The organism is Bradyrhizobium aeschynomenes, assembly GCF_013178945.1.
Taxonomy (GTDB): Bacteria; Pseudomonadota; Alphaproteobacteria; order Rhizobiales; family Xanthobacteraceae; genus Bradyrhizobium; species Bradyrhizobium aeschynomenes.
Window position 1 is genome coordinate 1 of the sequence record NZ_JABFDM010000020.1, and the last position, 23760, is coordinate 23760.

General features: G+C 65.6%; 19 protein-coding genes. 3 read left to right on the forward strand and 16 right to left on the reverse strand.

What is annotated here, in order from left to right; genetic code table 11:
• From HL666_RS32720 to HL666_RS32730, 3 genes are all read right to left on the reverse strand, one after another.
• Positions 1–2246, reverse strand: a 2246-nt coding sequence (locus HL666_RS32720) for a caspase family protein (protein WP_172185658.1), incomplete at its 3' end; no start/stop codon positions are given.
• A 177-nt stretch (positions 2247–2423) separates the two neighbouring features.
• On the reverse strand, positions 2424–5957 hold the full coding sequence (dnaE, locus tag HL666_RS32725; protein ID WP_172109569.1) for a DNA polymerase III subunit alpha: 3534 nt from the start codon (positions 5955–5957) through the stop codon (positions 2424–2426).
• 462 nt (positions 5958–6419) lie between these two features.
• On the reverse strand, positions 6420–7133 hold the full coding sequence (locus HL666_RS32730) for an outer membrane protein (protein WP_172185660.1): 714 nt from the start codon (positions 7131–7133) through the stop codon (positions 6420–6422).
• Positions 7134–7394: 261 nt separating this feature from the next.
• Here HL666_RS32730 and HL666_RS32735 point away from each other — a divergent pair, with 261 nt between their 5' ends.
• Positions 7395–7730 (forward strand): DUF3551 domain-containing protein, encoded by a 336-nt coding sequence (locus HL666_RS32735; RefSeq protein WP_172185662.1) that lies wholly within the window; start codon positions 7395–7397, stop codon positions 7728–7730.
• Between the two features lie 96 nt (positions 7731–7826).
• Here HL666_RS32735 and HL666_RS32740 read toward each other — a convergent pair whose 3' ends face one another.
• Complete coding sequence (locus tag HL666_RS32740; protein ID WP_172109572.1) at positions 7827–8600, reverse strand: outer membrane protein; 774 nt, start codon at positions 8598–8600, stop codon at positions 7827–7829.
• A gap of 439 nt (positions 8601–9039) precedes the next feature.
• Positions 9040–9831, reverse strand: a complete 792-nt coding sequence (locus HL666_RS32745; protein WP_172109573.1) for a helix-turn-helix transcriptional regulator — start codon at positions 9829–9831, stop codon at positions 9040–9042.
• A 126-nt stretch (positions 9832–9957) separates the two neighbouring features.
• Here HL666_RS32745 and HL666_RS32750 point away from each other — a divergent pair, with 126 nt between their 5' ends.
• On the forward strand, positions 9958–11037 hold the full coding sequence (locus tag HL666_RS32750; protein ID WP_172185664.1) for an alcohol dehydrogenase catalytic domain-containing protein: 1080 nt from the start codon (positions 9958–9960) through the stop codon (positions 11035–11037).
• Positions 11038–11049: 12 nt separating this feature from the next.
• Here HL666_RS32750 and HL666_RS32755 read toward each other — a convergent pair whose 3' ends face one another.
• The 11 genes from HL666_RS32755 to HL666_RS32805 all read right to left on the reverse strand — a co-directional run bounded on the left by HL666_RS32755 (position 11050) and on the right by HL666_RS32805 (position 22510).
• On the reverse strand, positions 11050–11751 hold the full coding sequence (locus tag HL666_RS32755; protein ID WP_172109575.1) for an ABC transporter ATP-binding protein: 702 nt from the start codon (positions 11749–11751) through the stop codon (positions 11050–11052).
• Between the two features lie 7 nt (positions 11752–11758).
• Positions 11759–13039, reverse strand: coding sequence for a lipoprotein-releasing ABC transporter permease subunit (locus HL666_RS32760; protein WP_172109576.1), 1281 nt, complete (start codon positions 13037–13039; stop codon positions 11759–11761).
• Positions 13040–13134: 95 nt separating this feature from the next.
• Positions 13135–14469, reverse strand: a complete 1335-nt coding sequence (proS, locus tag HL666_RS32765; protein WP_172109577.1) for a proline--tRNA ligase — start codon at positions 14467–14469, stop codon at positions 13135–13137.
• Between the two features lie 211 nt (positions 14470–14680).
• Positions 14681–15178, reverse strand: coding sequence for a TlpA family protein disulfide reductase (locus HL666_RS32770; RefSeq protein WP_172109578.1), 498 nt, complete (start codon positions 15176–15178; stop codon positions 14681–14683).
• Positions 15175–16401 (reverse strand): sialidase family protein, encoded by a 1227-nt coding sequence (locus HL666_RS32775; RefSeq protein ID WP_172109579.1) that lies wholly within the window; start codon positions 16399–16401, stop codon positions 15175–15177. Before HL666_RS32775 ends, HL666_RS32770 begins: the two co-directional genes overlap by 4 nt.
• Before the next feature lie 8 nt (positions 16402–16409).
• On the reverse strand, positions 16410–18806 hold the full coding sequence (locus HL666_RS32780; protein ID WP_172185666.1) for a TonB-dependent receptor family protein: 2397 nt from the start codon (positions 18804–18806) through the stop codon (positions 16410–16412).
• Between the two features lie 91 nt (positions 18807–18897).
• Positions 18898–19263, reverse strand: a complete 366-nt coding sequence (locus HL666_RS32785; RefSeq protein WP_246741681.1) for a DUF2946 family protein — start codon at positions 19261–19263, stop codon at positions 18898–18900.
• 53 nt (positions 19264–19316) lie between these two features.
• Positions 19317–20102 carry a DJ-1/PfpI family protein gene (locus HL666_RS32790; protein ID WP_172109582.1) on the reverse strand — a complete coding sequence of 262 codons (786 nt, stop codon included), beginning with the start codon at positions 20100–20102 and terminating at the stop codon, positions 19317–19319.
• 22 nt (positions 20103–20124) lie between these two features.
• The gene (locus tag HL666_RS32795; RefSeq protein WP_172109583.1) at positions 20125–20631 is read right to left on the reverse strand and encodes a copper chaperone PCu(A)C; all 507 of its coding nucleotides are present in this window, start codon (positions 20629–20631) and stop codon (positions 20125–20127) included.
• 137 nt (positions 20632–20768) lie between these two features.
• Positions 20769–21134, reverse strand: coding sequence for a DUF2946 family protein (locus HL666_RS32800; protein ID WP_172185670.1), 366 nt, complete (start codon positions 21132–21134; stop codon positions 20769–20771).
• 530 nt (positions 21135–21664) lie between these two features.
• A complete protein-coding gene (locus HL666_RS32805; protein WP_172185672.1) occupies positions 21665–22510 on the reverse strand; it encodes a metallophosphoesterase family protein in 846 nt (281 codons plus the stop codon).
• Between the two features lie 215 nt (positions 22511–22725).
• Here HL666_RS32805 and HL666_RS32810 point away from each other — a divergent pair, with 215 nt between their 5' ends.
• The gene (locus tag HL666_RS32810) at positions 22726–23760 is read left to right on the forward strand and encodes a sugar ABC transporter substrate-binding protein (RefSeq protein WP_172109586.1); all 1035 of its coding nucleotides are present in this window, start codon (positions 22726–22728) and stop codon (positions 23758–23760) included.

Consider the following 23760-nt stretch of genomic DNA (forward strand, 5'->3'; position numbering starts at 1 on the left):
GGCGGCGGCCGGGCCACCGCTGCCATCGGCGGCGGGCTCGGCCGCGCCATTTGCGGCGGAGGCGCAGGACGCGCCATCTGCGGCGGGGGTGCGGAACGCACCATCGGCGGTGGGGGTGCTGGGCGCGCCATCTGCGGCGGAGCGGCCGGGCGCATGACTTGCGGCGGCGGCGCCGGCCGGGGCGGTGCCGCCCGGACCATCGGCGCAACCGGCGGTCGTGGCGGCGCCGGCGGCGGGCTCAACCGTGCGGTCGCCGGTGGCGGTGCGTGGCGCTGGATCGGCGGCGCCGCCTGCTGGATGCGCGGGCTCACCTCGGGCACGCGGCCGCGGGGAGAAACTGATGGGATGGCCGGGCGGGCCGGCGTCGCGGACGGCCCCGCCGGCGGCGGCGCGACGGCCCCGGCGGGCGTGCGGTTCGCGCGAAGATCCGGCCGCACCGACGGCGGCTGGCCCGGACCAGGGGACGCCGGTGCCTGCACGTGCGGATTCGGAGTCTGAACCGAGGGCGGAACCGGCGGACCGCCACGTCCCGGGACTGGCAGCGCATTCACGGGGGATGGCCCCTGCCCCGGTCCGCCCGGAGCGGGCGAAGCTCCGCCTGAAGGCGCGTTGGCCTGCACCGCCGGGGGCGCGCCAGGCCTGCCGGCGGGATTGGCAAGCGGTCCGGGCGGCGGGACCTTGCCCTGCTGAATCAACGTCGCGCGCTGCACCACTGCCGGCGGCAGGGCCGGAGCCACCGCCATCGCGGGCGATGTCGCCGCCGCGGGACCCGCGGTCATTGGCGCGGCTGGCGGCCCCGGCCGGTTGATCACGGTGTTGATGACGGTCGTGTTGTGGATGTTCTGGTAGATGATGTTGCTCGGCGGTGGCGCGACGAAGGCCGGCGGCCGAACATAGACCGGAATCGGCACGAACACCGGCCGCGGCAGGATGAACAGGCCGACCGGCGCGTAAGGTGGCGGCAGATCGACGAACTCGGGCGGTGGCGGCGGCAGCACGTAGACCGGCGGCGGCGGCGGAGGCACGAAGCCGAACTCTGGATCCGAGAACAGCAGCACCGGCCGTTCGACATAGATGACCTCGTCGAGCGGCGGCGGCGGCACGTCGTATTCGATCATCGCGAAGGTCGGCGGCGGCTCGGCTTGCGCCGACAACATCGCCAGGCGCCGTCGGGCATCCGCAGCATGCGCGCCATAGGGATAACGTTTCAGATACGACCAATAGGCTTCAGGACTGTCGGTGCGATAGGTCCGCCGCCAGGTCAGCGCCTCGCGGCGGGCGGCGACGATGGCGCGCACCCGCCGGGCGAGCGGATCGCTCGGATAGGCCGCGATGAAATCCTCATAGCCCTGCAAGCTGTCACGCTCCAGCGCCGCGGCGTAGGCCTCCTGCACCGGCAGTTCGCGGATCGGACGGGCGCGCAGCGCCGCCGTCTGCTCGGGGCTTGCCTGCGTGGCCGGCGCATCCGGCGCGCGCTCGAAGAAGGTGAAGGCGGCCTGGACCTTCTGCGCATCCCACGGCACCTGGGCGCCCTTGGTCTCCTCGTTGACGCGCAGCCGCAACCGGTCGAACACCTCCGGCAACGACAGCCCGCCGGTGCGGATCATCTCTGCCAGCGATCGCGCATAGACGCCGTAGGAGCCGGTCTCGTTCGGAGCGATCGTGCCCGGAGCTGCGTTGAAGGCGATCAGCATGTTGTTGTCGGGCTCGACCAGCGCGAGACCGCCTGCAATGGTCGAACCGCCGGTGATGAACGGCTGCTGGCGCGCGGCGTCGAGCACGACCACGCCGGCCTTCAAAGGAACCGCCGCGAGCTGACGCACATAGTCGCTCAGGCGCAAGCCCTCGGTCGGGATGTCGACATCGCTGGTGACGTTGGCATCGACGGGAAGGAAATAGTTCTCGCCGGCGAGCTGCATGCCGTAACCCGCGAGATAGACCATCGCCACGGTGTTGCCGTCTGACGACTGCGCCTTGTGAATGAAATCGCGAAAGCTCTTGCGCAGGGTGTCGGCATCGAGATCCCGGGCGCCGACCACGTCGAAGCCGGCAGCCTGCAAGGTCTGCGCGATCAGGCCGGCATCGTTGGCCGCGGTGGCCAGCGCGCCCTTGGCATAGGCGCCGTTGCCGACGACCAGGGCGATGCGCTTCTCCGGCGCGGGCTGCTGCGCCTCCGCCGGGCGATGCCAGGCCGCAGTCACCAGCAGGCAGAACGTGACACTGAAAACGATATTGGCCAAGCGCATGACGGTTCGAGCCCCTTCGAGGCACCAGCTTTGGATTCAGCGCGAGGATGGCTGAACCGCGGTTGAACGGAGGCATGTCCGTACAGTCCGACGCGCAGCTTTTTGTTCCCCCCGCCGTCGCTCCGGCCCGATCAGCAGCCGAGCCAGGGCCGCATCATCGGAAACATCCGCTGACGATCACAGCTGCTGCACGTCCACCACGCCGGTCACCGCCTTGATGGCGCCAGCAATTTGTGGCGAAACCTTGAAGCGGCCGGGCAGCTTCATCTCCACCTCGGTCTCCAGGTCGAGCATCATCACCAGCGAGACCTCGCCCTCGCCCGCGGCTGCCCGAGGCGCCAACGGCGGCGCAGCAGCGCCCTTGGCAAGCCCTCCATTGCCATTCGCCGCGGCACCTTCCGGCCCCTGCAGACGCTTGACGATGGAATCGAGCGGCTTGGTGTCGCGCAGGAAGATGCGCAGGCCGCGCTGCGTCTTGGCGGCGGCATCGTCGAGCGGCTCGGCATGCAGCACGCGCGCGCGGACATCCTCGCCCTGCAGCTCGGCGCCGAGCTGCAGCAGCACCGCCGCGCCGGGCTCGAGCACGTCGCGATATTGTGCAAGGCCTTCCGAGAACAGCACCGCCTCGAAATGACCGGTTGGGTCCGACAGGCCCATGATGCCCATCTTGTTGCCGGTCTTGGTGCGCCGCTCCATGCGCGACACCACGGTGGCGGCGACCTTGCCGGCGGTCGCGCCGGTCTTCACCGCGCGGGAGAACTCGGCCCAGCTCTGCACCCGCAACCGCTTCAATGCTGCCGCGTAGTCGTCGAGCGGATGGCCCGACAGGAAGAAACCGATCGCGTCGTACTCGCGCCGCAGGCGCTCGGCGGGCAGCCAGTTCTCGATGTTCGGCAGGATGATCGCGGGCGCATCGGCCGCATTGCCGAACATGTCGTTCTGGCCCGATGTCGCGGCCTCGTTGGCACGCTGACAGGCGGCGACGATCGCATCGGCGCCGGCGAACACGCGCGCGCGGTTCTTGTCGAGCCCGTCGAACGCACCTGCGGCGGCCAGCGTCTCGATGATGCGCTTGTTGATCGCGCGCGGACTGACGCGGCTTGCGAAGTCCGCGAGCGACGTGAACGGGCCGCCCTTGTTGCGAGCTTCGACGATCATCTCGATCGCCTGCGGACCGACGCCCTTCAAGGCGGCGAGCGCGTAGAAGATGGTGTTGCCGCTGACCTCGAAGGTGGGACCCGAGCGGTTGATCGACGGCGGCTCGACCTTGATCCCCAGGCGCTGCGCCTCGGCGCGGAATTCCGACAGCTTGTCGGTGTTGTTCAGATCGAGCGTCATCGACGCCGCGATGAACTCCACCGGATAATGCGCCTTCATGTAGGCGGTGTGGTAGGACACCAGCGCGTAGGCGGCGGCGTGCGACTTGTTGAAGCCGTAGTCGGCGAACTTGGCGAGCAGGTCGAAGATGGTGTCGGCCTGGTCCTTCGGCACGCCGTTCTTGACGGCGCCTTCGACGAAGCGGACGCGCTGCTTGTCCATCTCGGCGCGGATCTTCTTGCCCATGGCGCGGCGCAGCAGGTCGGCTTCGCCGAGCGAATAGCCGGACATCTGCTGCGCGACCTGCATCACCTGCTCCTGGTAGATGATGACGCCGAAGGTCTCCTTGAGGATCGGCTCCAGGATCGGGTGCAGATATTCCGGCTCCTCCTCGCCGTGCTTGCGGGCGCAGTAGGTCGGGATGTTGGCCATCGGTCCGGGACGATACAGCGCCACCAGCGCGATGATGTCCTCGAACCGGTCCGGGCGCATGTCGATCAGCGCCCGACGCATGCCCTGGCTTTCAACCTGGAACACGCCGACCACATCGCCGCGCGCCAGCATCTGGTAGCTCGGCGCGTCGTCGATCGGCAGGGTCGCGAGATCGACATGAATGTCGCGCTGCTTCAACAGCTTCACCGCGACGTCGAGCACCGTCAGCGTCTTCAGGCCGAGGAAGTCGAACTTGACGAGACCGGCCGGCTCGACCCATTTCATGTTGAACTGGGTGACCGGCATGTCCGATTTCGGATCGCGATACATCGGCACCAGCTCGCTGAGCGGCCGGTCGCCGATGACGATGCCCGCCGCGTGGGTCGAGGCGTGCCGCGTCAGGCCTTCCAGGCGCATCGCGATGTCGAAGGCGCGCGCCACCACGGGATCCTCGTCGCGGAACGCCTGCAGCTTCGGCTCGCCCTCGATGGCGGCGGCGAGCGTGACCGGCGCGGCCGGATTCTGCGGCACCAGCTTGGTCAGCTTGTCGACCTGTCCATAGGGCATCTGCAGCACGCGGCCGACGTCGCGCAGCACGCCGCGCGCCTGCAGGGTACCGAAGGTGATGATCTGCGCCACCTGGTCGCGGCCGTAGCGCTGCTGGACGTAGGAGATCACCTCGCCGCGGCGGTCCTGGCAGAAGTCGATGTCGAAGTCGGGCATCGACACGCGCTCGGGATTGAGGAAGCGTTCGAACAGCAGCGCGAAGCGCATCGGATCGAGGTCGGTGATGGTCAGCACCCAGGCCACCAGGGAGCCAGCGCCCGAACCGCGGCCCGGGCCGACGGGAATGCCGTGCGCCTTGGCCCATTTGATGAAGTCCGACACGATCAGGAAGTAGCCCGCGTACTTCATGCGCATGATGACGTCGAGCTCGAAGGCGAGCCGCTTCTGATAGTCCTCCTCGGTCATGCCCGGCGCCATGCCGTGCACCTTGAGGCGTCGTTCCAGGCCCTCCTCCGCCTGCCGCTTCAGCTCGGCGGCCTCGGCGCTGGCTGCGTCCACGGCGTCGGCGCCCGAGCCGGCGCCGACGGTGAAAAACGGCAGGATCGGCTTGCGCGTGCGCGGCCGGTACGAGCAGCGCTCGGCGATCTCGACCGTCGAGGCGAGCGCCTCGGGAATGTCGGCGAACAGCACCGCCATCTCGGCGCGGGTCTTGAAGCGGTGGTCGGGCGTCAGCTGCACGCGCTCGGTGTCGGCGATGAGATGGCCGCCGGCGATGCACAGCAGCGCGTCATGCGCCTCGTAGTCGTCGGCGGTCGCGAAATACGGCTCGTTGGTCGCAACCAGCGGCAGCCCTTTTTCATAGGCGATGTCGATCAGCCCGCCCTCGACGCGGCGCTCGCGCTCGACACCGTGGCGCTGCAGCTCGATGTAGAGACGGTCGCCGAACATGGTCGCCAGGCGCTCGCAGCGCTGCGCCGCCAGCGCGGCCATGTCGTGCTGGATCGCGAGCGAGATCGGTCCATCGGGACCACCCGTCAGCGCGATCACCCCATCGACGCCTTCGGTCAGCCAGTCGAACTTGATGTGCGGCGCCTGATGCGTCGGCGTCTCCAGGAAGGCGCGCGAGTTCAGCCGCATCAAATGGCGATAGCCCTCCTCCTTCGCGGCCAGCAGGACGATCCGCGCGGGCTGTGCGACCGCAGCCGCATTCCGCGCATTCGGGTCCATGTCGCCGAAGTCGATCGCGAGCTCGCAGCCGACGATCGGCTGGATGCCATAGCCCGCCATCTTGTCGGAGAATTCCAGGCCACCGAACATGTTGTCGGTATCGGTCAGCGCCAGCGCGGGCTGGCGGTCGGCCTTGGCGAGCTCGCCGAGCTTGGCGATCTTGATCGAGCCCTTCAGCAGCGAATAGGCGGAATGGACGTGAAGATGGACGAATCCGGCGCTGGACATGCTCGCCTTGCAACTTCCTGGAGGGCTTCCGAAAGCAGAGTCACCGGCCAGCAGAGAGACATGACTATCGCCATCGCCCGAGAGCCCGACCGACTCGCCCGCTCATGATATCGGATCAGCCGCCGCGGAGTCCGGCCACCTGGACCGCTGTCCGGCTTTTCCCCAGTCGCGCCCGCAAAAAATCAAAGCTGCGGAATGATTTGCGCCCACAGCGCGATCATCCCGACGAACAGCGTGATGGACGCCAGTGCGGCGGCTTCTTCAACGAAAACCTTCAGCATGGGGACCTCCCTGAGCTAGAACATATGAAGAACAATGTTCCTTTTTCGTTCTCAGGTCAAGCACGCTGACGAGGAGCGCGCCCCGCCGCCGCGGCACGTGGTTAATCTGTCGGCTGACGCTACGAAAAAGGCCCCGGCGCGAACAACGCCGGGGCCTTCGATCCATCGCTGCAGGAGCGAATCAGTACCGCGTCGCCACCGGGCCGCCGAAGCGATAGTTCAGGCGCGCGGTGAAGATGTCGGCGTCCTGCTTGATGCTGTCGGAGCCGAGCGCACCGAAGCTCACGGTCTGACGATCCATGAACAGATGGTCGTATTCGACACCCAGCGACCAGTTCGGAGCAAAGCCGTATTCCAGGCCGGCGCCGACCACGCCGCCCCAGCGCGTGTTGTCGTTGGAGGCGAGGAACCCGCCCGTGGCAGCATTCGTGATCGTGTAGGTGTTGCTGGTCACAGCCGCACCGCCCTTGGCGTAGAGCAGCACGTTGTTCCAGGCGTAGCCGACCTGGCCGGTGAACAGACCGAACGCATCGGTCTTGGTGCGGTTGCGGGTGCCGAACAGCGCGCTCACATTGTCGCCGGAGAAATCGGCCCAGTTGCCCTGCGCTTCCACGCCGAACACCAGCTGGCCCATCTGCCAGCGATAGCCGACCTGGCCACCGACGGTGCCGCCGGACGAATCGTGCGAGCCTTCGCGGCCGCCACCCACCAGATCCCAGGTGTTGTGGGTCCAGCCGCCGCCGCCGTTCACACCGATGTAGAAGCCGCTCCAGTCATAGATCGCGGCCATCACCGGCGGCGGTGCCTTCGTGTAGGGACGCGCAGCGAGATCCGCGGCCAGCGCCGGCGAGGCCAGCACCACGATCGCCGTCGTCATCAACACAAGTTTCTTCATCACAGGTCCAGTCTCGTCTCATTTGGCCCCCAGGCCAGCCGCACGTCTTAACCATCCGGGCCACAATTGCTGTAGCGTCGTGGTCACAGCGCGCTTCTGAACGAGCCCTGGACATGTCCGGAAATTAATCTGCAATCACAGTGTGTTGATGGAACATTCCAACTTGCAATCGGAGGCTGACAGACTACACACGAAGCGACATCCGCGCCGCCTCGCCACGCTGCGCAAATGCTGTCATCACGAGATGAAGGGAGATCGTTGATGCGTGACGTGTTCTTTGCGGCCCTGGCTGCAGCCGGCCTCGCGGTCGCGACCCATGCGCCGGCGCACGCCGTCGGCGTCAGGCATGCGTTCTGCCTGCAGGGCGACCAGCACCCGGGACTCAGCAACTGCACCTTCGACACTTACGCGCAGTGTCAGGCGACGGCCTCGGGCCGCCTGCTGACCTGCATCGCCAATCCATATTTTGCCGGCGTCAGCAATGATCCGCGCGCGACGCCCTATCCCTATCCGCACCGGCAGCGCATCAAGCCGCGGCCGCCGGCGCCGAACCCCTACGCCCCCTTCCCCAATCCCTTCGTGTTCGAAGAGGATTGAGCGGCACATCGGCGCCGACGATGCCGGCTTCCCCGTTGCATCGATCGCCGGGGCCGTGGCCTCGGCGATCGCTTTCGGCAGCGGCCGACGCCTGCGTCAGCGCATCATGCCGAAGCCCGGGCCGAACTTGTAGTTCAGCTTCACGAGGCCGATGTCGACGTCCTGCTTGATGCGATGGGTCATCGCGGGCTGGCCCGCGGCGGCAACAAAGTTCAGGTTCTTGTTGCCGAGAAAGATGTGGTCGTACTCGACGCCCACCGACCAGTTCGGCGCGAAGCCATATTCGATACCCGCGCCGATCGTGCCGCCCCAACGCGTCGTATTCGCGCGATCGAGCATCACGTTGGTGCCGGTGGTGAAGGTGTCGTAGCGATCGCCCACGACCGCGGCGCCACCTTTGACATAGCCCAAAACGTTGTCGAAGGCGTAGCCGACCTGGCCGGTGAACAGGCCGAAGCCGTTGGTGCGTGAACGGTCGCTTACATTGGGAAGAATCAGGTTGCGGTTCGTGCCCTTGAAGTTGGCCCAGTCGCCCTGCGCCTCGACGCCGAACACCCAGTTCGCCATCTGGTAGCGATATCCGACCTGGCCGCCGACCGCCGCTCCGCCGCCGCCGGAGCAGCCTTCGCGATTCGCCGCCGGGTTGACCGCAACACCTGCGTTCGAAACGAGGTTCCAGCAGTCGCGGCTGGAGCCGCCGCCGGCGTTGAAGCCGATGTAGAAGCCGCTCCAATCATACACCGTGGCCATGACGGCCTGTGGAGCCTTGGTGTAGGGACCCTTCTTCACTGGAAGATCAGCCGCGAAAGCAGACGTCGCCACGGCGATTGCGCCGAGCCCCACCATTGCGCCGAAAAGCGTTTTCATCATCGAACTCCGTAGCTTCTGTCCCAAGGTCCCCAAGCCCTCTATTCCGTCGCAAAACGTGCAGCGCGGCGTAGCGCTCATGCCCCTGCATCCGCTCCGCCGACATCATCTGTTGGGCAGATTGGAATGTTTCTTTCCGGCTTTTATGGGATTTGGCGCAAGCACCGCCATTCCAATGGCTTGGTCGCTTCATGAACAAACAACTAATAAGCTATGTGGAGGAGTCGTGACCTACGTCCATGGTCCGCCACAATGAGAGCGGCGTCAAAATCGTGACGGAGAAACTCCCGGTCACGGAATGAACCCTGTCGCGTCTCAGTCGTGAATTCTTTCGGGCGTCACGACGTATCTTGCGAATGCCTAGCATCATCATGCGCAAAACGGACGATTGTATGATCGACATCCGCCTGCAACGGGTTGCAAGCACCGCCGGTCGCGACGTTCATCGCAGCGGCGGTGACGCAAACGTGTAGTAGATCGCAAGCTTCAGCGCGGGATCGTCATTGGCCTGGAAAGTCGCATAGCGCAGCCTCACGCGCCCCTTCTTCGGATGCTCGAGCAACTTCTCGCCCGCAGCAAGCGCATTGATGTCGTGAGCCGCCCAGAATTCATCGAACTCGCGGCTACCGCGCCGCAGGCGCGCGATCAGATCCAGGAAGGCAGGATCGCCTGCCCACAAATCATATGTCGCGCGAAACTGCGCGACCATGCGTCTTGCCAGGTCCTTCCATTGCGCGCCGAACAGGCGGCGTACGCCCGGCGTGCACAGCATCAGCAGCAGCGTATTGCGCTCCTCGTCAGCGAGCTGTGAGAAGCCGAATATCTCGTCCGCCGCAGCGTTCCAGGCCAGCACGTCCCATCGTCTTCCGGAGATATAGGCCGGCTGGTTCAGACTTTGCACGAGCTCGCGAAGGCGGGCCGGCACCTCCTCGCGGACGAAAGGCTTGCGCGCGGACTCCCGCGCCAGCGCCCTGAGATGCGCATGCTCCGCTCGTGACAGGCGCAGCGCGCGCGCCAGCGCGTCGATGGTCGAGGATGAGGGCTTCACCGCGCGCCCCTGCTCGATACGGATGTACCAATCGACGCCGATGCCGGCGAGCTCCGCCACCTCCTCGCGTCGCAGACCTGCGGTGCGACGCCGCCGCCCGGAGGCGAGCCCGACCGCCTGCGGTGTCAGCTTCTCACGCCGGGAGCGCAGAAAGTTTCCGAGCTCCGCATGTCTTGGATCACTCATGGTTCGTTCCTGCCGAAAGCGATGCCGTAAGGCTAGGTCTTGTGATCCTAGGATAATACCAGGCCTTCCTGGATGCAGCATAGACGGGCAGGTTCGGTTGTCGCGACTCTTGAACGGAGAAGGATCATGAAGGCAGCCGTGCTGAAACGCTTTGGATCGCCGCTGGAGATCGAACAGGTCGAGGGCCCCGTGCTGGGCACCGGCGAGGTCATCGTCGACATCGTTGCAGCCGGCGTGCTGTCCTACGCAAACGAGGTGTTCAGCGGCGAGCGGAAGTACCTGCTGGAATTGCCGGTCATCCCGGGGACGGGAGGCATCGGACGGGTCAGCGCCGTCGGCCCCGACGCGACGCATCTTGCGATCGGCGACTGGGTGTACTGCGATCCGACCGTGCGCTCGCGTGACGACGTCGTCGCGCCCGACATCACCTTGCAGGGCCTGAGCGCGCGGGGACCGGGCGGCTTGAAGCTGCAACAGCATTTCCGGCACGGCTCGTTTGCCGAGCGCATGCGGGTGCCGACGGAGAACGCCAAGCCGATCGGGGCCATCGACGCACGCGACGCCGCGCAATGGTGCGCGCTCGGCACCCTGCTCGTGCCCTATGGCGGCTTACTCGCCGCCAATCTGCAGGCTGGCGAGACCGTGCTGATCAGCGGCGCGACCGGCAGATTCGGCAGCGCCGCAGTCGCCGTGGCGCTCGCCATGGGCGCAGCTGCGGTCGTTGCGCCCGGCCGCAACGAGGCCATGCTGGCCGAGCTTCGGCGCAGGTTCGGATCCCGCGTTCATCCGGTCAAGCTGTCCGGCGACGAGAGCGAGGACACCATCAGCATGAAGCGCGCGGCACCCGGCCCGATCGACTGCGTGCTCGACATCATGCCGCCGTCGATCACGACCGACGTCGTGCGATCCGCCGTGATGACCGTGCGTCCCTACGGACGCGTGGCGCTGATGGGAGGCGTCGGGATGCTGGGCGGTCCCGGACTCGACTTGCCCTATCCCTGGATCATGCGCGACTGCATCACGATCCACGGCGTCTGGATGTACCCGCCGAGCGCGACGGGCAAGATGGTAGGTCTGATCAGGGCTGGGCTGCTCGACCTCGCGCAATTCGAGCAGACGTCATTCGCCCTCGATCACGCCAACGAGGCCGTCGCGCATGCCGCAGCACACCGCAAGCCATTCCAGATGACGGTGATCATGCCGTGACTGCGGCCGGGCTCAATCGAGCTCGACCACCTTGCCGCCGACGATGGAGACGCGTCGATCCATGCGGCCGGCCAGCTCCATGTTGTGGGTCGCGATCAGCATCGCGACCCGTGTCGCCTTCACCAGTTGCATCAGGGCGTGGAAGACGTGATCGGCCGTGGCGGGATCGAGGTTGCCGGTCGGCTCGTCGGCCAGCAGCGCACGCGGGGCGTTGGCGACCGCACGCGCGATCGCGACGCGCTGCTGCTCGCCGCCGGACAGCTCGGAGGGACGATGCTTGATGCGCTCGCCGAGCCCGAGATAGGCCAGGATCTCGCTCGCCCGCTTCACCGTCTCCGAACGCTTGAGGCCGCGGATCATCTGCGGCAGCATCACGTTCTCCAGCGCCGTGAACTCCGGCAGCAGGCGATGCGACTGGTAGACGAAACCGATGTCGGTGCGGCGCATCTGGGTGCGCTCGATATCCGTCAATTGCGACGTCGGCGTGCCCGCGACGTAGACTTCGCCCTCGTCAGGGCTCTCCAGAAGGCCGGCGATGTGCAGCAATGTCGACTTGCCGGAGCCCGACGGCGCCACCAGCGCCACCGACTGCCCAGCCCACAGCGCCAGCTTGGCGCCGTCCAGAATGGTCAGCTGCTTCTCGCCCTGCATATACCGGCGTTTGATCTCGTGGAGATAAACGACCGGGACGTCCTCGGCCCCCTGCTCTTCCATCAGCGCCTCACTCGTAGCGAAGCGCTTCGACCGGGTCTAATCGGGCGGCGCGCCAGGAAGGATAGAGCGTGGCCAGAAACGACAGGGTCAGGGCCATGATGACCACGGCGCTGGTCTCGCCGGCGTCAATCTCTGCCGGCAGCTTGGACAGGAAGTACAGCGTCGGATCGAACAGATCGGTGTTGGTCAGCCACGACAGAAACAGCCGGATGGTCTCGATGTTCATGCAGATCAGCAATCCGACGATAAAGCCGGTGAGCGTGCCGACCACGCCGATCGAGGCGCCGGTGATCAGGAAGATCCGCATGATCGCGCCCTGCGATGCGCCCATCGTTCTGAGCACGGCGATGTCCTGGCCCTTGTCCTTCACCAGCATGATCAGGCCGGAGACGATGTTGAGCGCGGCGACCAGCACGATGAGGGTCAGGATCAGGAACATCACGTTACGCTCGACCTGGAGCGCGTTGAAGAAGGTCGAGTTGCGCTGGCGCCAGTCGACCAGGAACACCGGCCGGCCGGCCGCCTCAGTCACCGTCTTGCGGAACTGCTCCACCTTGTCCGGATTGCTGGTGAAGATCTCGATCGCGGTGACGTCGTTGTTGCGGTTGAAATAGGCCTGCGCCTCCGCCAGCGGCATGAACACGAAACTGGAATCGTATTCAGACATGCCGATCTCGAACACCGCCGCGACCTTGTAGGGCTTGATCCGCGGCGTGGTGCCCATCGGCGTGACGGCGCCCTTCGGCGCGACCAGCGTGATGCTGTCGCCGGCATGCAGCGACAACAGGTCCGCGAGCCGGCGACCGATCGCCACGCCCTGCCCCTCGTCGAAGCCTTCGAGGGTCCCCTGCTTGATGTTCTTGGCGATCGACGTCAGGTTCGTCAGGTCCTGCGAGCGGATGCCGCGGATGAACACGCCGGACGCGTTGAATGGGGACGAGCCGAGACCCTGGCCATCGACCACGGGTGCGGCAAGCCGGATGCCCTGCACCTGCGAGATCCGCTCGGAGACGTCCTTCCAATCGGTCAGCGGCGACTCCAGGGGCTGCACCAGGAGGTGGCCGTTCAAACCGAGGATCTTGTCGAGCAGCTCCTTGCGGAAGCCGTTCATGACCGCCATCACGATGATCAGGGTCGCGACGCCGAGCATGATGCCGAGGAACGAGAACCCGGCGATGACGGAGATGAAGCCTTCCCGGCGCCGGGCACGCAGGTAGCGCCCCGACAGCATCCACTCGAAGGGCGCGAAAGGCGCGGTCTGCACGGGTTCGGTCATGGCTTCATCCATTGCGCGATCATCCCATGATTCGGGCCGATTGTGGCCGGATTGGCCGTCAGCGGGCCGCCTGCTCCGGTGGATAATCCGCTGATCGAACGAGCCACTCAGCCCACGCTTGTCGCGGCGCCGAGCCGGGCGACGACGTCGGCCGGCGTCATCATCTGCCGCGCGCCGTCGCTGCGAGTCTTCACCTCGACCTTGCCCTCGGCGAGGCTCTTGGGGCCGACCATGATCTGCCAGGGAATGCCGATCAGATCGGCGGTCGCAAATTTGCCGCCAGCGCGCTGCTCGGTGTCGTCATAGAGCACGTCGACGCCCTTGGCGAGGAGATCGCGGTAGAGCTGCTCGCAGGCGGCATCGGTGTCGGAGCCGCCCTGCTTCAGGTTGAGGATGACGGCCCGGAACGGCGCCACCTCCTCCGGCCATTTGATGCCTGCGTCGTCGTGACAGGCCTCGATGATGGCCCCGGCGAGGCGCGACACGCCGACGCCATAGGAGCCGCCATGGATGGTGACCTCGGCTCCATCGGGGCCGGCGACCAGGGCCTTCATCGGCTCGGAATATTTGGTGCCGAAATAGAAGATCTGGCCGACCTCGATGCCGCGGGTGTGGACGCGGCGGTCCGCCGGCACCTCAGCCTCGAAACGAGCACCGTCGTGGACGTCCTCGGTCGCGGCATAGAGCGAGGTCCACTCCTTGATGATCGGCGTCAGGTCCCCGTCGTAGTCGACGGACGCCGGCGGGATCGGCAAATCGAGCACGTTGCGGTCGCAATACACGCCGGACTCGCCGGTCTCGGCCAGCACGATGAACTCGTGGCTGAGATCACCGCCGATCGGGCCGGTCTCGGCGCGCATCGGGATGCCCTTCAGGCCCATCCGCGCGAAGGTGCGCAGGTAGGCGACGAACATCTTGTTGTACGCGCGGCGCGCGCCGGCTTCGTCCAGATCGAACGAATAGGCATCCTTCATCAGGAATTCGCGCCCCCGCATCACGCCGAAGCGCGGACGCTGCTCGTCGCGGAATTTCCATTGGATATGATAGAGATTGAGCGGCAGATTGCGGTAGGACTTCACGTAGGCCCGGAAGATCTCCGTGATCATTTCCTCGTTGGTCGGCCCATACAGCAACTCACGCTTGTGGCGATCGGCGATGCGCAGCATCTCCGGGCCGTAGGCATCGTAGCGGCCGCTCTCGCGCCAGAGGTCAGCGAGCTGCAGCGTCGGCATCAGCAGCTCCAGTGCGCCGGCCCGGTTCTGCTCCTCACGGACGATCTGCTCGATCTTCTTCAGAACCTTGAAGCCCAGCGGCAGCCAGGCATAGATGCCGGCCGCCTCCTGCCGCAGCATGCCGGCGCGCAGCATCAACCGGTGCGAGACGATCTCGGCTTCCTTCGGATTTTCTTTCAGAATGGGCAGGAAAAACCGCGACAGACGCATGGGCCAAGCCTTCGGGATTCGGTTCGGGCTGGCGCAGTCAAAGCGGATCGGACGGCAAAACACAAGACTGGGTTTGAGAAAAAGCGGCTAAGCGACCGGATTCCCAATCATTTTACTGGTTGCGCTGATGCGGTGGATGAACACGCCGCCGCGCCATCTCGCCTGCCGACCGCGATGACCGCGGCCGGCAGGGTCCTCGACCTCAAGCGCCCTATTGCCGCCGCGCCTGTTCCGCAGACCATTTGTCGAGATCGCCGATCTCGGCGCTGCCCTCGATCGTTTCCACGACGCCGTCACGGGTCACGAGCATCGTGCGCGGAATGTCGCCCTGCCAGGAGGGGTCGATCTCGTACCGCAGCCGCTCGACGAAGCCGTCGCTGAAGATGAAGTTCTCGGCGGCGGCAAGGCCGGCCTTGTCCAGCATGGCCTCGGTCGCAGCATGGAGGTTAGGCACCAGGTCGGCGCTGACGGTGACGACGTCGATCTCGGGATGATCCGCCATGAACTTGCCGAGTTGCGGCAGCTCGATCTTGCAGGGGCCGCAGGTCACGCCCCAGAAATGGATCAGCGTCGGTCGGCCCGCATGGGCCCTGAGAACCTCGCGCCAGCTGCCACGCTCGAACGGTTTCAGGGACTGGGGAGCCGCGGTGCTCGACGCGGTCAGGGCGACGAGACTTGAGATCGCAAGGGCAGCCAATGCGCGCTTCATGACTCGTCTCCAATCGCCTGCAACCGATAGCCGTCCGCCTTGGTCATCCAGGACAGAAAGATCTGCTTGCCGCGTGCGACCAGCAGCGGATGATCCGACGCATTGTTCGTGCTGGCAACGGCGCGCGGCTTCGACCAGGTCTCGCCATCGTCGCGCGACTGCATCACCATGACCGTGGTCTGCTCGCCGTCGAACTCCTTCCACACCAAAGTGGTCATATCTGACGTCGCAAGCAGATAGGGCCGCGTCGGGTTACGGTCGGGGCGGCCGATTGGCATCGGGTCGGAGAAGGTCCGGCCGCCGTCGCGCGAATGCGCATAGAACAGGCCCTTGCGGACCTTGCCGCTGGTGAACCAGGCGACGTGGTAGGCACCGCTGGGCCCGACCGTCAGGGTCGGTCCCTGGTGCGGGCAGGCCTTGATCTGCCAATCGTCGGTACTGACCCGGTAGACATCGCCGGGCGTCGCGAGGTCCTTGAAGGTCACCACCGCATGATCGCGTACGCTGCCCTCGAAGATGTTGCGGAAGATCACGACCGGACGTCCCGGCCCCGCAAACGCGAGGCCCAGCCGGCAGCACTCGCAGGTATTGTCCTGGGCCATCGTCGCCTCGGCATAGGTGGCACCGCCATCGCGCGACGAGGCGAAGAACAACGCGGCCCCCTCGTAAGCACGCCCCGCAGCCTTCGCCGGCACGCGGTTGCGTTTGTCGAGCCAGGCCACGAAGGCGGTCCCATCCTGGTCGAGCGCCAGCGCCTCGAAACGCTGGCTCTCGTTGCTCGCCGTGACCGGACGGACAGGCGCGAAGCTCTGGCCGCCATCGTCAGAGCGCGTCGCGAGCACCTGGCCGTTGAACGCCTGGTCGCGGAAGATCGAGAACGCCACCGCGATCCCGCCCTTGCCGTCGACCACCAGCTTCGGACGGGCATCCGGTCCCCAATCGAGATTGAGCGGCTGGTCGTTGACCGGCACCGCCGTGGACAGCGTGCGGCCCTCATCACTCGAGCTTGCGACCGACACCCGCCCGCCGGCCATCCAGGCCAGCCAGAGCTTGCCGTCGCCGGCGAAGAACGGGGTCACCTTGGTGGCGCACCGAAGCTCGGTGCCCTCGCAGGCGGCGTCCGAGCCGTGCTGATGCGCCATCTGGGCTTGGGCGATCGGCGCACAAAGCAGACCTATCGCTACTCCGAGCAGAGCACTCTTGAGCCGTACCGTTGCTGTCATGCTGGTCCTCATCGGAATGCCACCTTCATGCCGGCCAGGAACGCGCGTGGCGAGCCGGCGTAGATCGTCCCGGTGCTCGCCACGCTCTGTACGCCTGAGATCATCGCGTTCTGCACATTGTTCGCGGACGCGATGTAGGTGCGGTCGAACACGTTGCGGACCTCGAAGAAGACGTTCAGAGCCTTGAACGTCTCCGAAGCCAGCTCAGTCTTGTAGTGAACGTTCAGGTTGACGAGCTCGTAGCCGGGCGCCTTCTGCAGGTTGCCGTTGTCCATATAGAAAGAGTCCTTCCATTGGAGCTCGACGAAACCGCCGAGCCCGGCAAGTCTCCCGCTGTCGTGATCATAGCCCAGCCGCGCCGTCAGCTCGTTGGGCGAGATGCCAGGGATCTTGTTGCCGGCGCGGTTGAAGCTGAAAAGCGTCGATCCGCTGGCGAGGTTCTCGGTATAGTCGGTGTAGGTTTGGTCCAGATAGGTATAGGCGGCGGTGAAACGCCACCCCGGCAGGAACCGCCAGTCCGCAGCCAATTCGACACCCTTGTGCTCCGAACGCGGAGCGTTGAACGTGTAGGACGTGTTCTTCGCTCCCGTGACGGCCTGAGTGACGATCTCGTTGCGAAAGAATTCATAGAAGCCGGTTGCACTCAGGGTCACCGCTCGATTAGGCGTCCAGTCGAAACCGACATCATAGCCGAGGTTGGTTTGGGACTTGAGCTGAGTATTGTTGCCGAAATCCCCAGTCGGCAGGACGAACAGGTTGGACGCCTGCGGCGTACCATAGCCGGTGGCCACGCGCGCCCGCAGCAACCAGTCGCTGTTCAAGCGATAGAGCAAGGCCAACTCGGGCGCGAGATTGTCGAACTGCCGGTCAGCGGTCGTGATCCCCACCGACGTGGTGGGGGCCGTTCCGGTGTACGTATAGGCCGTGTTCACGCCGCGCAGATGCGTGCGCTCCCAGCCAAGCCCGGCCACGGCAGTCAGTGCTGTCGTCAGCTTGAGCTCTTCACGCGCACGCAAGCCATAGTTGGTCGTCTCGCTCCAAGTATTCGCCGACAGCCGTCCGAGCGCTGCGTTGCCACCGGGGACGACGAATCGCGTATCGCCGGACGCGGTGAGCGTGTTGTAGAAGGCGCCGAAGAACGTCGTCGATTCCAGCCCGAAAATTTCACCGCGCTTGGTGACGTCGCTCATGTAGTTGTAGGAGGGATAATCACCAATCGCGCTGGTCGACCCGGTCGGCTGGCTGATGTTGCGATCGTCGAACGTGAACTGGTTGCGCCACGTCGTGGTGTTGTCGAAATCATGCTCCCAGCGCCCGCCGACGATGGTACGGCGGTCGTTGCGGCCAAGTCCGGCCTGTAGCGCAGTTTCTAGGTCTGGCCCATTGGACGTATTGAAGCCGTTCCTGTTGAGCGAAACGAAGGCGCAGCCGGCCGCCATCGTAGCATAGGTCGTGCAGCCTTGCTGATAGGGGTTCTGATTAAACTGGCTGAGCGTGTAGCGCAGCGGCAACCGCGTCTCGAGCTCGTTGTTGATGATCTTGACCGTGAAGCGATCGTCCGGCGTGACCTTCAACGTCCCGAGGAAATTGACGGTCTGGGTGTTGAACCAGCTGTTGCCGAGATAGCCGTTGCCGCGGACGTCGCTGGTGAACAGCGAGCCCTCGAAATTGCCGACCTTCTTGCCGAACGTCATGTAGTTGCTGAGATAGCCGAAGCTGCCGCCCTCGCTGCCGATCTCCGCGCCGTCGATGCTGCCGCCCGGACGGGTACGGAAATTGATCGCGCCACCGGTCGCATAATTGCCGTAGAGCGCCGAGGACGGCCCGCGGATCACGTCGACGGCGCCATAGGCGTGGGGGTCGATGAGGTCGCTGCGTGACAGACCGTCTGGCTGGGTGACCGGAAAGCCGTCCTCGAATAGCGCGATGTTGCGGATGCCGAATCCATTGCGGGCGTTGGAGCCGCGGATCGAGATGCCGAGATCGCGCGGCCCATTGCCCTGCTTCAGCGAGACGCCCGGACTTTCGCGCAGGATGTCGCCTACGGTGAACGCCGGCCGGTCGTCATAGCGACTGCGGTCGATGGTGGTCGCGGTCTGGCCGGAGGGCGACTGGCCGAGCTGGTCGCGTGCGGCGCTGGCGCCGGAGGCCCGCTCGGAGGCGGCGACGCCCTGCCCGGACGTGTTGGCGACGGATGCAGCCGCAGGCTTCGGTGCGCGGGTGCGGACGGCTGCGGCCTGTCCGGCCGGCTTGCGCGCCGTCCGTTGTGCCGCTGCGCGCGGCGCGTCGACGGTCACGGATGGCAATTCCCGCTCGGCCTGGGCGTGCGCGATCGTGGCCGGCTGCAAAAGCACCAGCGCCATGGCGATCACGCTCGCGCCTGCGAGGACATGACGACGAAACATGGTTTGACTTCCCCAATGCCGGCTGCACGGCCGGTCTTTCTGATCTGAAACGGACCGGCCCAGGCTGCTGTGCCGGTGACGACGTCGGTGCTCAGGTCAGGAAGGGGGGTCCTCTGGGTTGCGCCTGGGACCAGGCGGCGACACGGATCAGCCGGAGCTCACGTGCGGTCCAGTCGATGCGTGCCATGCTCCGAAGCGGCGCCACGTGAGCCGGCACCGGCGGCGCATCGAGCGCCGTTGCGGCGTGGAGCACGCAGCACATGACGCAATCCAGGCCGCAGGCGGTACGGTCGGCATCGCGATCGGATCGTGCCGCATCCGTCTCGGCATGGCAGATGACGGCGCCATCCAGTGGATCAAAGGACGCGATCGCCGCCGCGGTCATCGCGGACGCCGCCACCGGCGCCAGCACCTGGATGATCAGCGCCAGCAGAGCCACCGGCAGAAAGCGCGCCATCCAACGGCGCCGTACACGCCCGTATCGACCGGTCGTGATTGCGCCGCCGGAGCTCATGGCACGCCGAGCCTTCCGCCAGCCGCACGCGCCGCCTGCTCGGCCTGACGGATCAACGGGCCGCGCTGGGTCAGCACCGCATGTGCGGCTCCGGCTCCGGCACGTTCCGGCGATCCCGCCGCGAACGGCGGCTGCGGATCATATTCGATCAGCAGCTGGATCCGCTTGGCATTATCCTCGCTGCTGAGCTTCGCTGCCAGGCTGAGGCCGAAATCGATGCCCGCAGTCACGCCACCGGCGGTGATGCGGTTGCGGTCCGCCACGACGCGCTCCGCAACCATGGTCGCCCCCATCAGAGGCAGCAGATCGCGCACGTACCAGTGCGACGTCGCCTGGAAGCCCTTCAATAGCCCCGCGGCGCCCAGCAGCAGCGAGCCTGTGCAGACGCTGGTGACGAAGCGCGCCGTCGCACCGCGCGCAGCAAGGAACTCCACGGTGCGAGCATCGTTCATGCCGTCAACGGTGCCCTTCAGCCCGCCCGGTACGAACAGAACGTCGAGGTCCGCCGGCGCCGTCTCGAAGCTGTGGGTCGGATTGACGGAAATTCCGACATCCGTGGTGACCGGCGCCAGGGAGGCTGCGATCAGGCGGATGTCGGCCTGCATGATGTTGAAGACGGTCAGCGGCCCGGTGAGGTCGAGCAGGATCATGCCCGGATAGACCAGCAGGCCGATGACGGGCTTGCCGGCCGAACGCGGCGCCTGCTCGGCCTGCACCGCAGGCAGCAGCAGGCCCGCGAGCGAGCCTGCCAGAACAGAGCCGTTGAAGACGCGCCGATCCATCGAATGCTACCAGGCAGACGCGTTACATCTTGTGCTCGTGCTTCATCATGCTGCCGCCCTCGCCGCCCGGCCCCTTGGCGCCGACGGGCTGCACCTCGAGCGTGACGGCCACCTTGCCGGCCTTCTCGAACTCCAACGTCACCGGCAGCTTGTCGCCCTGCTTCAGCGGGCTCTTCAGCTCCATCAGCATCAGGTGATAGCCGCCGGGCGCCAGTGCCACGGTCTTGCCGGGCTCGATCTCCAGCCCCTTCTCCAGCGGGCGCATCGTCATCACGCCGTTGGTGACCGCCATCTCGTGAATCTCGATGTGACCGGCGATTTCGCCGGACACAGCGACCAGGCGATCCGGCGCGCTGCCCTTGTTCTGGACCGTGAGATATCCGGCGCCCGTCTTGGCGCCGCCAGGCGTGGCGCGGCTCCACGGCTGGGTGATCACGAGGTCCCCGGCCTTGATGTCTGCGGCGAAGGTGGCGGGCGAGGCCGCCACCAGGAGAGCGAGTGCAAGCAGGGAGCGTCCGATGAACGTCATGGAGGATTCCTTTGTGAGGGTCGTCGCGATGCACGATTGAAGCCTTGTCGCGTGTCGACCCGGCGACGACTGACCGGGCAGAACACGCAAGGCGGTTTTGCGAATGAGAGGGGACAAGCCGCAGAGCGGCCGACGCACTAGGCTGCGGGTGGCGCTCTTGCCTGTGCGAGCGACCAAGCCCGGGCCGCGCGGAGAAGCGGCGCCATTGCCCGCCAGACCACGACATGGGAGGCCTGCTCGGGAACATCGACGACGGACGGGTCCGGACGATCGAGGGCGGCCGGCTGCTGCACCAGGCAGCAGAGGGCACAAGAAGAGCATCCCAGCTTGGACGAATCGTCATCGACGGGTGCGGAACCCGGCTGGCCATGGCAGATCTCGACGCCACGCAGCGGATCGGAGACGGCCGATACGGATGCCCAGGCGACACCGATCGGCGCCAGGATCTGCACCACCAGTGCGATCAGCACGATCGGAAGAAACGCTTGCAGCCGCTGCCGCATGAATGCCCGCCAAATGAACCCGAATCTTGTGCCCTAGCCGACGCTATGAGTCGAGGACGCTCTGAGCACAGTCGGGGACATTCGGCCGGCGGTCGTTGATTAAGAACAACGCCGCGAGCGTTCGCGAGCTGCCGGACCGAGCGGTATTTTAGAACCAATGGCGGGAAAAGCCGAAAATAAATCCCGCGAATTGCAAGCACTTATCGATCATTTCGTGGTCTGCGCGAAATTTGAACAATCGTTGCCGAAAAGGATGACAAACGCAAAAAGATCGTCTACGAATTTGGGCCTCAGGCTAACGCTTGCGGAAGTCTGGTGGTCCAAGTCTCGGGAGGAGCCCTGGCGCGCAACAAGCAGCGTCACCCCGCTTAACAAGATCAAATCTGAACTTGCGGGATACTTAAAGGGTCGACACAATTTCCGAGCAGGGCCCGCTGCCCTGCTCTATTTTTTTGCAGCTGCCGCGAACTTCCCTTCCCATATGAAGGTATTGCGGGCCGCATGAACGCTGCCTGAACATCCCCATCAACTCAGCCCACCGCTGCCGTCGCGAAGCGCGCCAACGGAGCACGCCACCGTGTCCTGGTCTTCGGCCATGGCAGTGTCACCGATAGCGGTTCGCGGCCGGTCACGGTCCAGCGCAGCCGCTCCTCCTCGATGTCCAGAATGCCGGCGGCCTCGGCCGGAGCGCCGGAGATGAACGTCTCAGTCAGGGACTGCAGGGTCAGATGCGACGTGCCATCGACCGTCGTCAGCGTATTCCAGTGAACATGTCCGGCGAGCGCGACGATCGGGCACGGCGCCTCCGCGATCGCCGCCCGGATTCCGTCGGTCTCGGCATAGGCCGCGTGTCCCGGATTGGCTTCGAAGTAGTAGTTGCCGGTCTGAGCATGTCCAGACAGCGGCACGTGACTGATGAGCAGGGTCGGCCGATCATCCTGCCAAAGCAATCGAACCAGCTCCTCGAGGTCGCCCGCCGACAGGCGAAAGCCACGCTCCCGTGTGAGCCCCACGTCGGGCTGCCAGAACACGCACCTGATATCGCCGATCGTCAGAGCGCGCGATCCGCTCGGACGATCCAGGATCGCTTCATTGTCGGCGAGACTGAGCAAGCCGACATCGTGATTGCCGCTGACGTGATGATGCACCGGCACGAGCTTCGCGAAGCACATCGCGACGTCGCTCTGCAGCAGGCGATCCCGCTCCGGATCCTCGTCCGAGATCCTGTCGCCGAGATCGATGACGGCATCGAAGCGCCCATTGTTGACCTCTGCGACAAATTGCTCGAGCAGCGGCAGCGCCATCGATCCGCGCTTCGTCGGCGTGTCCTGGCCGTGATGAATATCGCCGATGACGGCAATGCGCGTCGTTGCCAAAGCTGATCTCCCAGAATGCCTTGCGCGAACAAGGCGTCGCAGCGCCGCGTACCACGAACGCATCACGGTTTTCTGACATCGCGTGCAGCGCGGAAGTCCCTCGATGCAGCGCACAACATCCGGCTGTAGCGTGATTAGTTCGGTTGTGAAACAGTGCAGGTCTTGGTAGCGCAATCAATGACGCCGCCAGACAACGATGGGACAGGGAGCACGGGATGTCCGGCACTGACAAAACGTCCAAGAAAACGGTCAAGACCAGGCGCGATCTTCTCCAGGCGGCCACGGCCGCGGGCTCGGCGGCGGCCCTGCTCGCCGGCTTCGGCATCAATCCGGCGCTCGCCGCCGAGATGGGCCGCTCCGAAAAGCCGCTCAAGGCGGCGTTCTCCAATGCCGGCCTGCAGGCGACCTGGTGCGCCCAGGGCAAGCAGGCGGCGGAATGGTGGGGCAAGCTGCTCAATGTCGAGGTGACCTGGTTCGACGGGCAGCTCGATGCGGTGAAGCAGCGTGCGGCGATCGACAACATGGCCTCGCAGAAGTGGGACTTCGTCGCGATCCAGGCGTTCGGCATCGGCACGCTGACACAGCCGGTGCAGAAGATGATCGACGCCGGCATCCCCGTCATCGACATGGACACGCTGATCGCCCCGCTCGATCAGATCAACGTCCACTCGTTCCTGGCCCCCGACAACGAGTTCATGGGCGCCTCCGTCACCCAGGCGCTGGCGACAGCGATGGGCGGCAAGGGCAAGATCATCATGACGCAGGGTGCGCTCGGCCACACCGGCGCGCAGGGCCGCGCCAAAGGCTTCAACTCGGTGATCAAGCAATTCCCGAACATCGAGGTGCTCGACACGCAGCCGGCCGACTGGGACGTCTCCAAGGCGGCGCGGCTGTGGGAGACCTACCTGACGAAATATCCGCAGATCGATGCGGCGTTCTTCCACAATGACGACATGGCGCTGGCCGCCTACAACATCATGAAGGCCCGCAACCGTACCAACATCCTGATCGGCGGCGTCGACGCCATGCCGCCGGCGATCCAGGCGGTCAGCGACGGCCGCATGTTCGCGACCGTGCGCAATCCGTCCTGCCGCATCCATGGCGGCGCGATCGTCGCCGGTGTTGCCGCGGTCACGGCCGGCGAGAAGAGCGGCCAGGGCATTCCGAAGCATGTGATCACCGACGGCCCGGTCGTGACCAAGGCCAATGCCCCGGGCATGCAATGGATGGAGGATCACTTCCTGATCTGA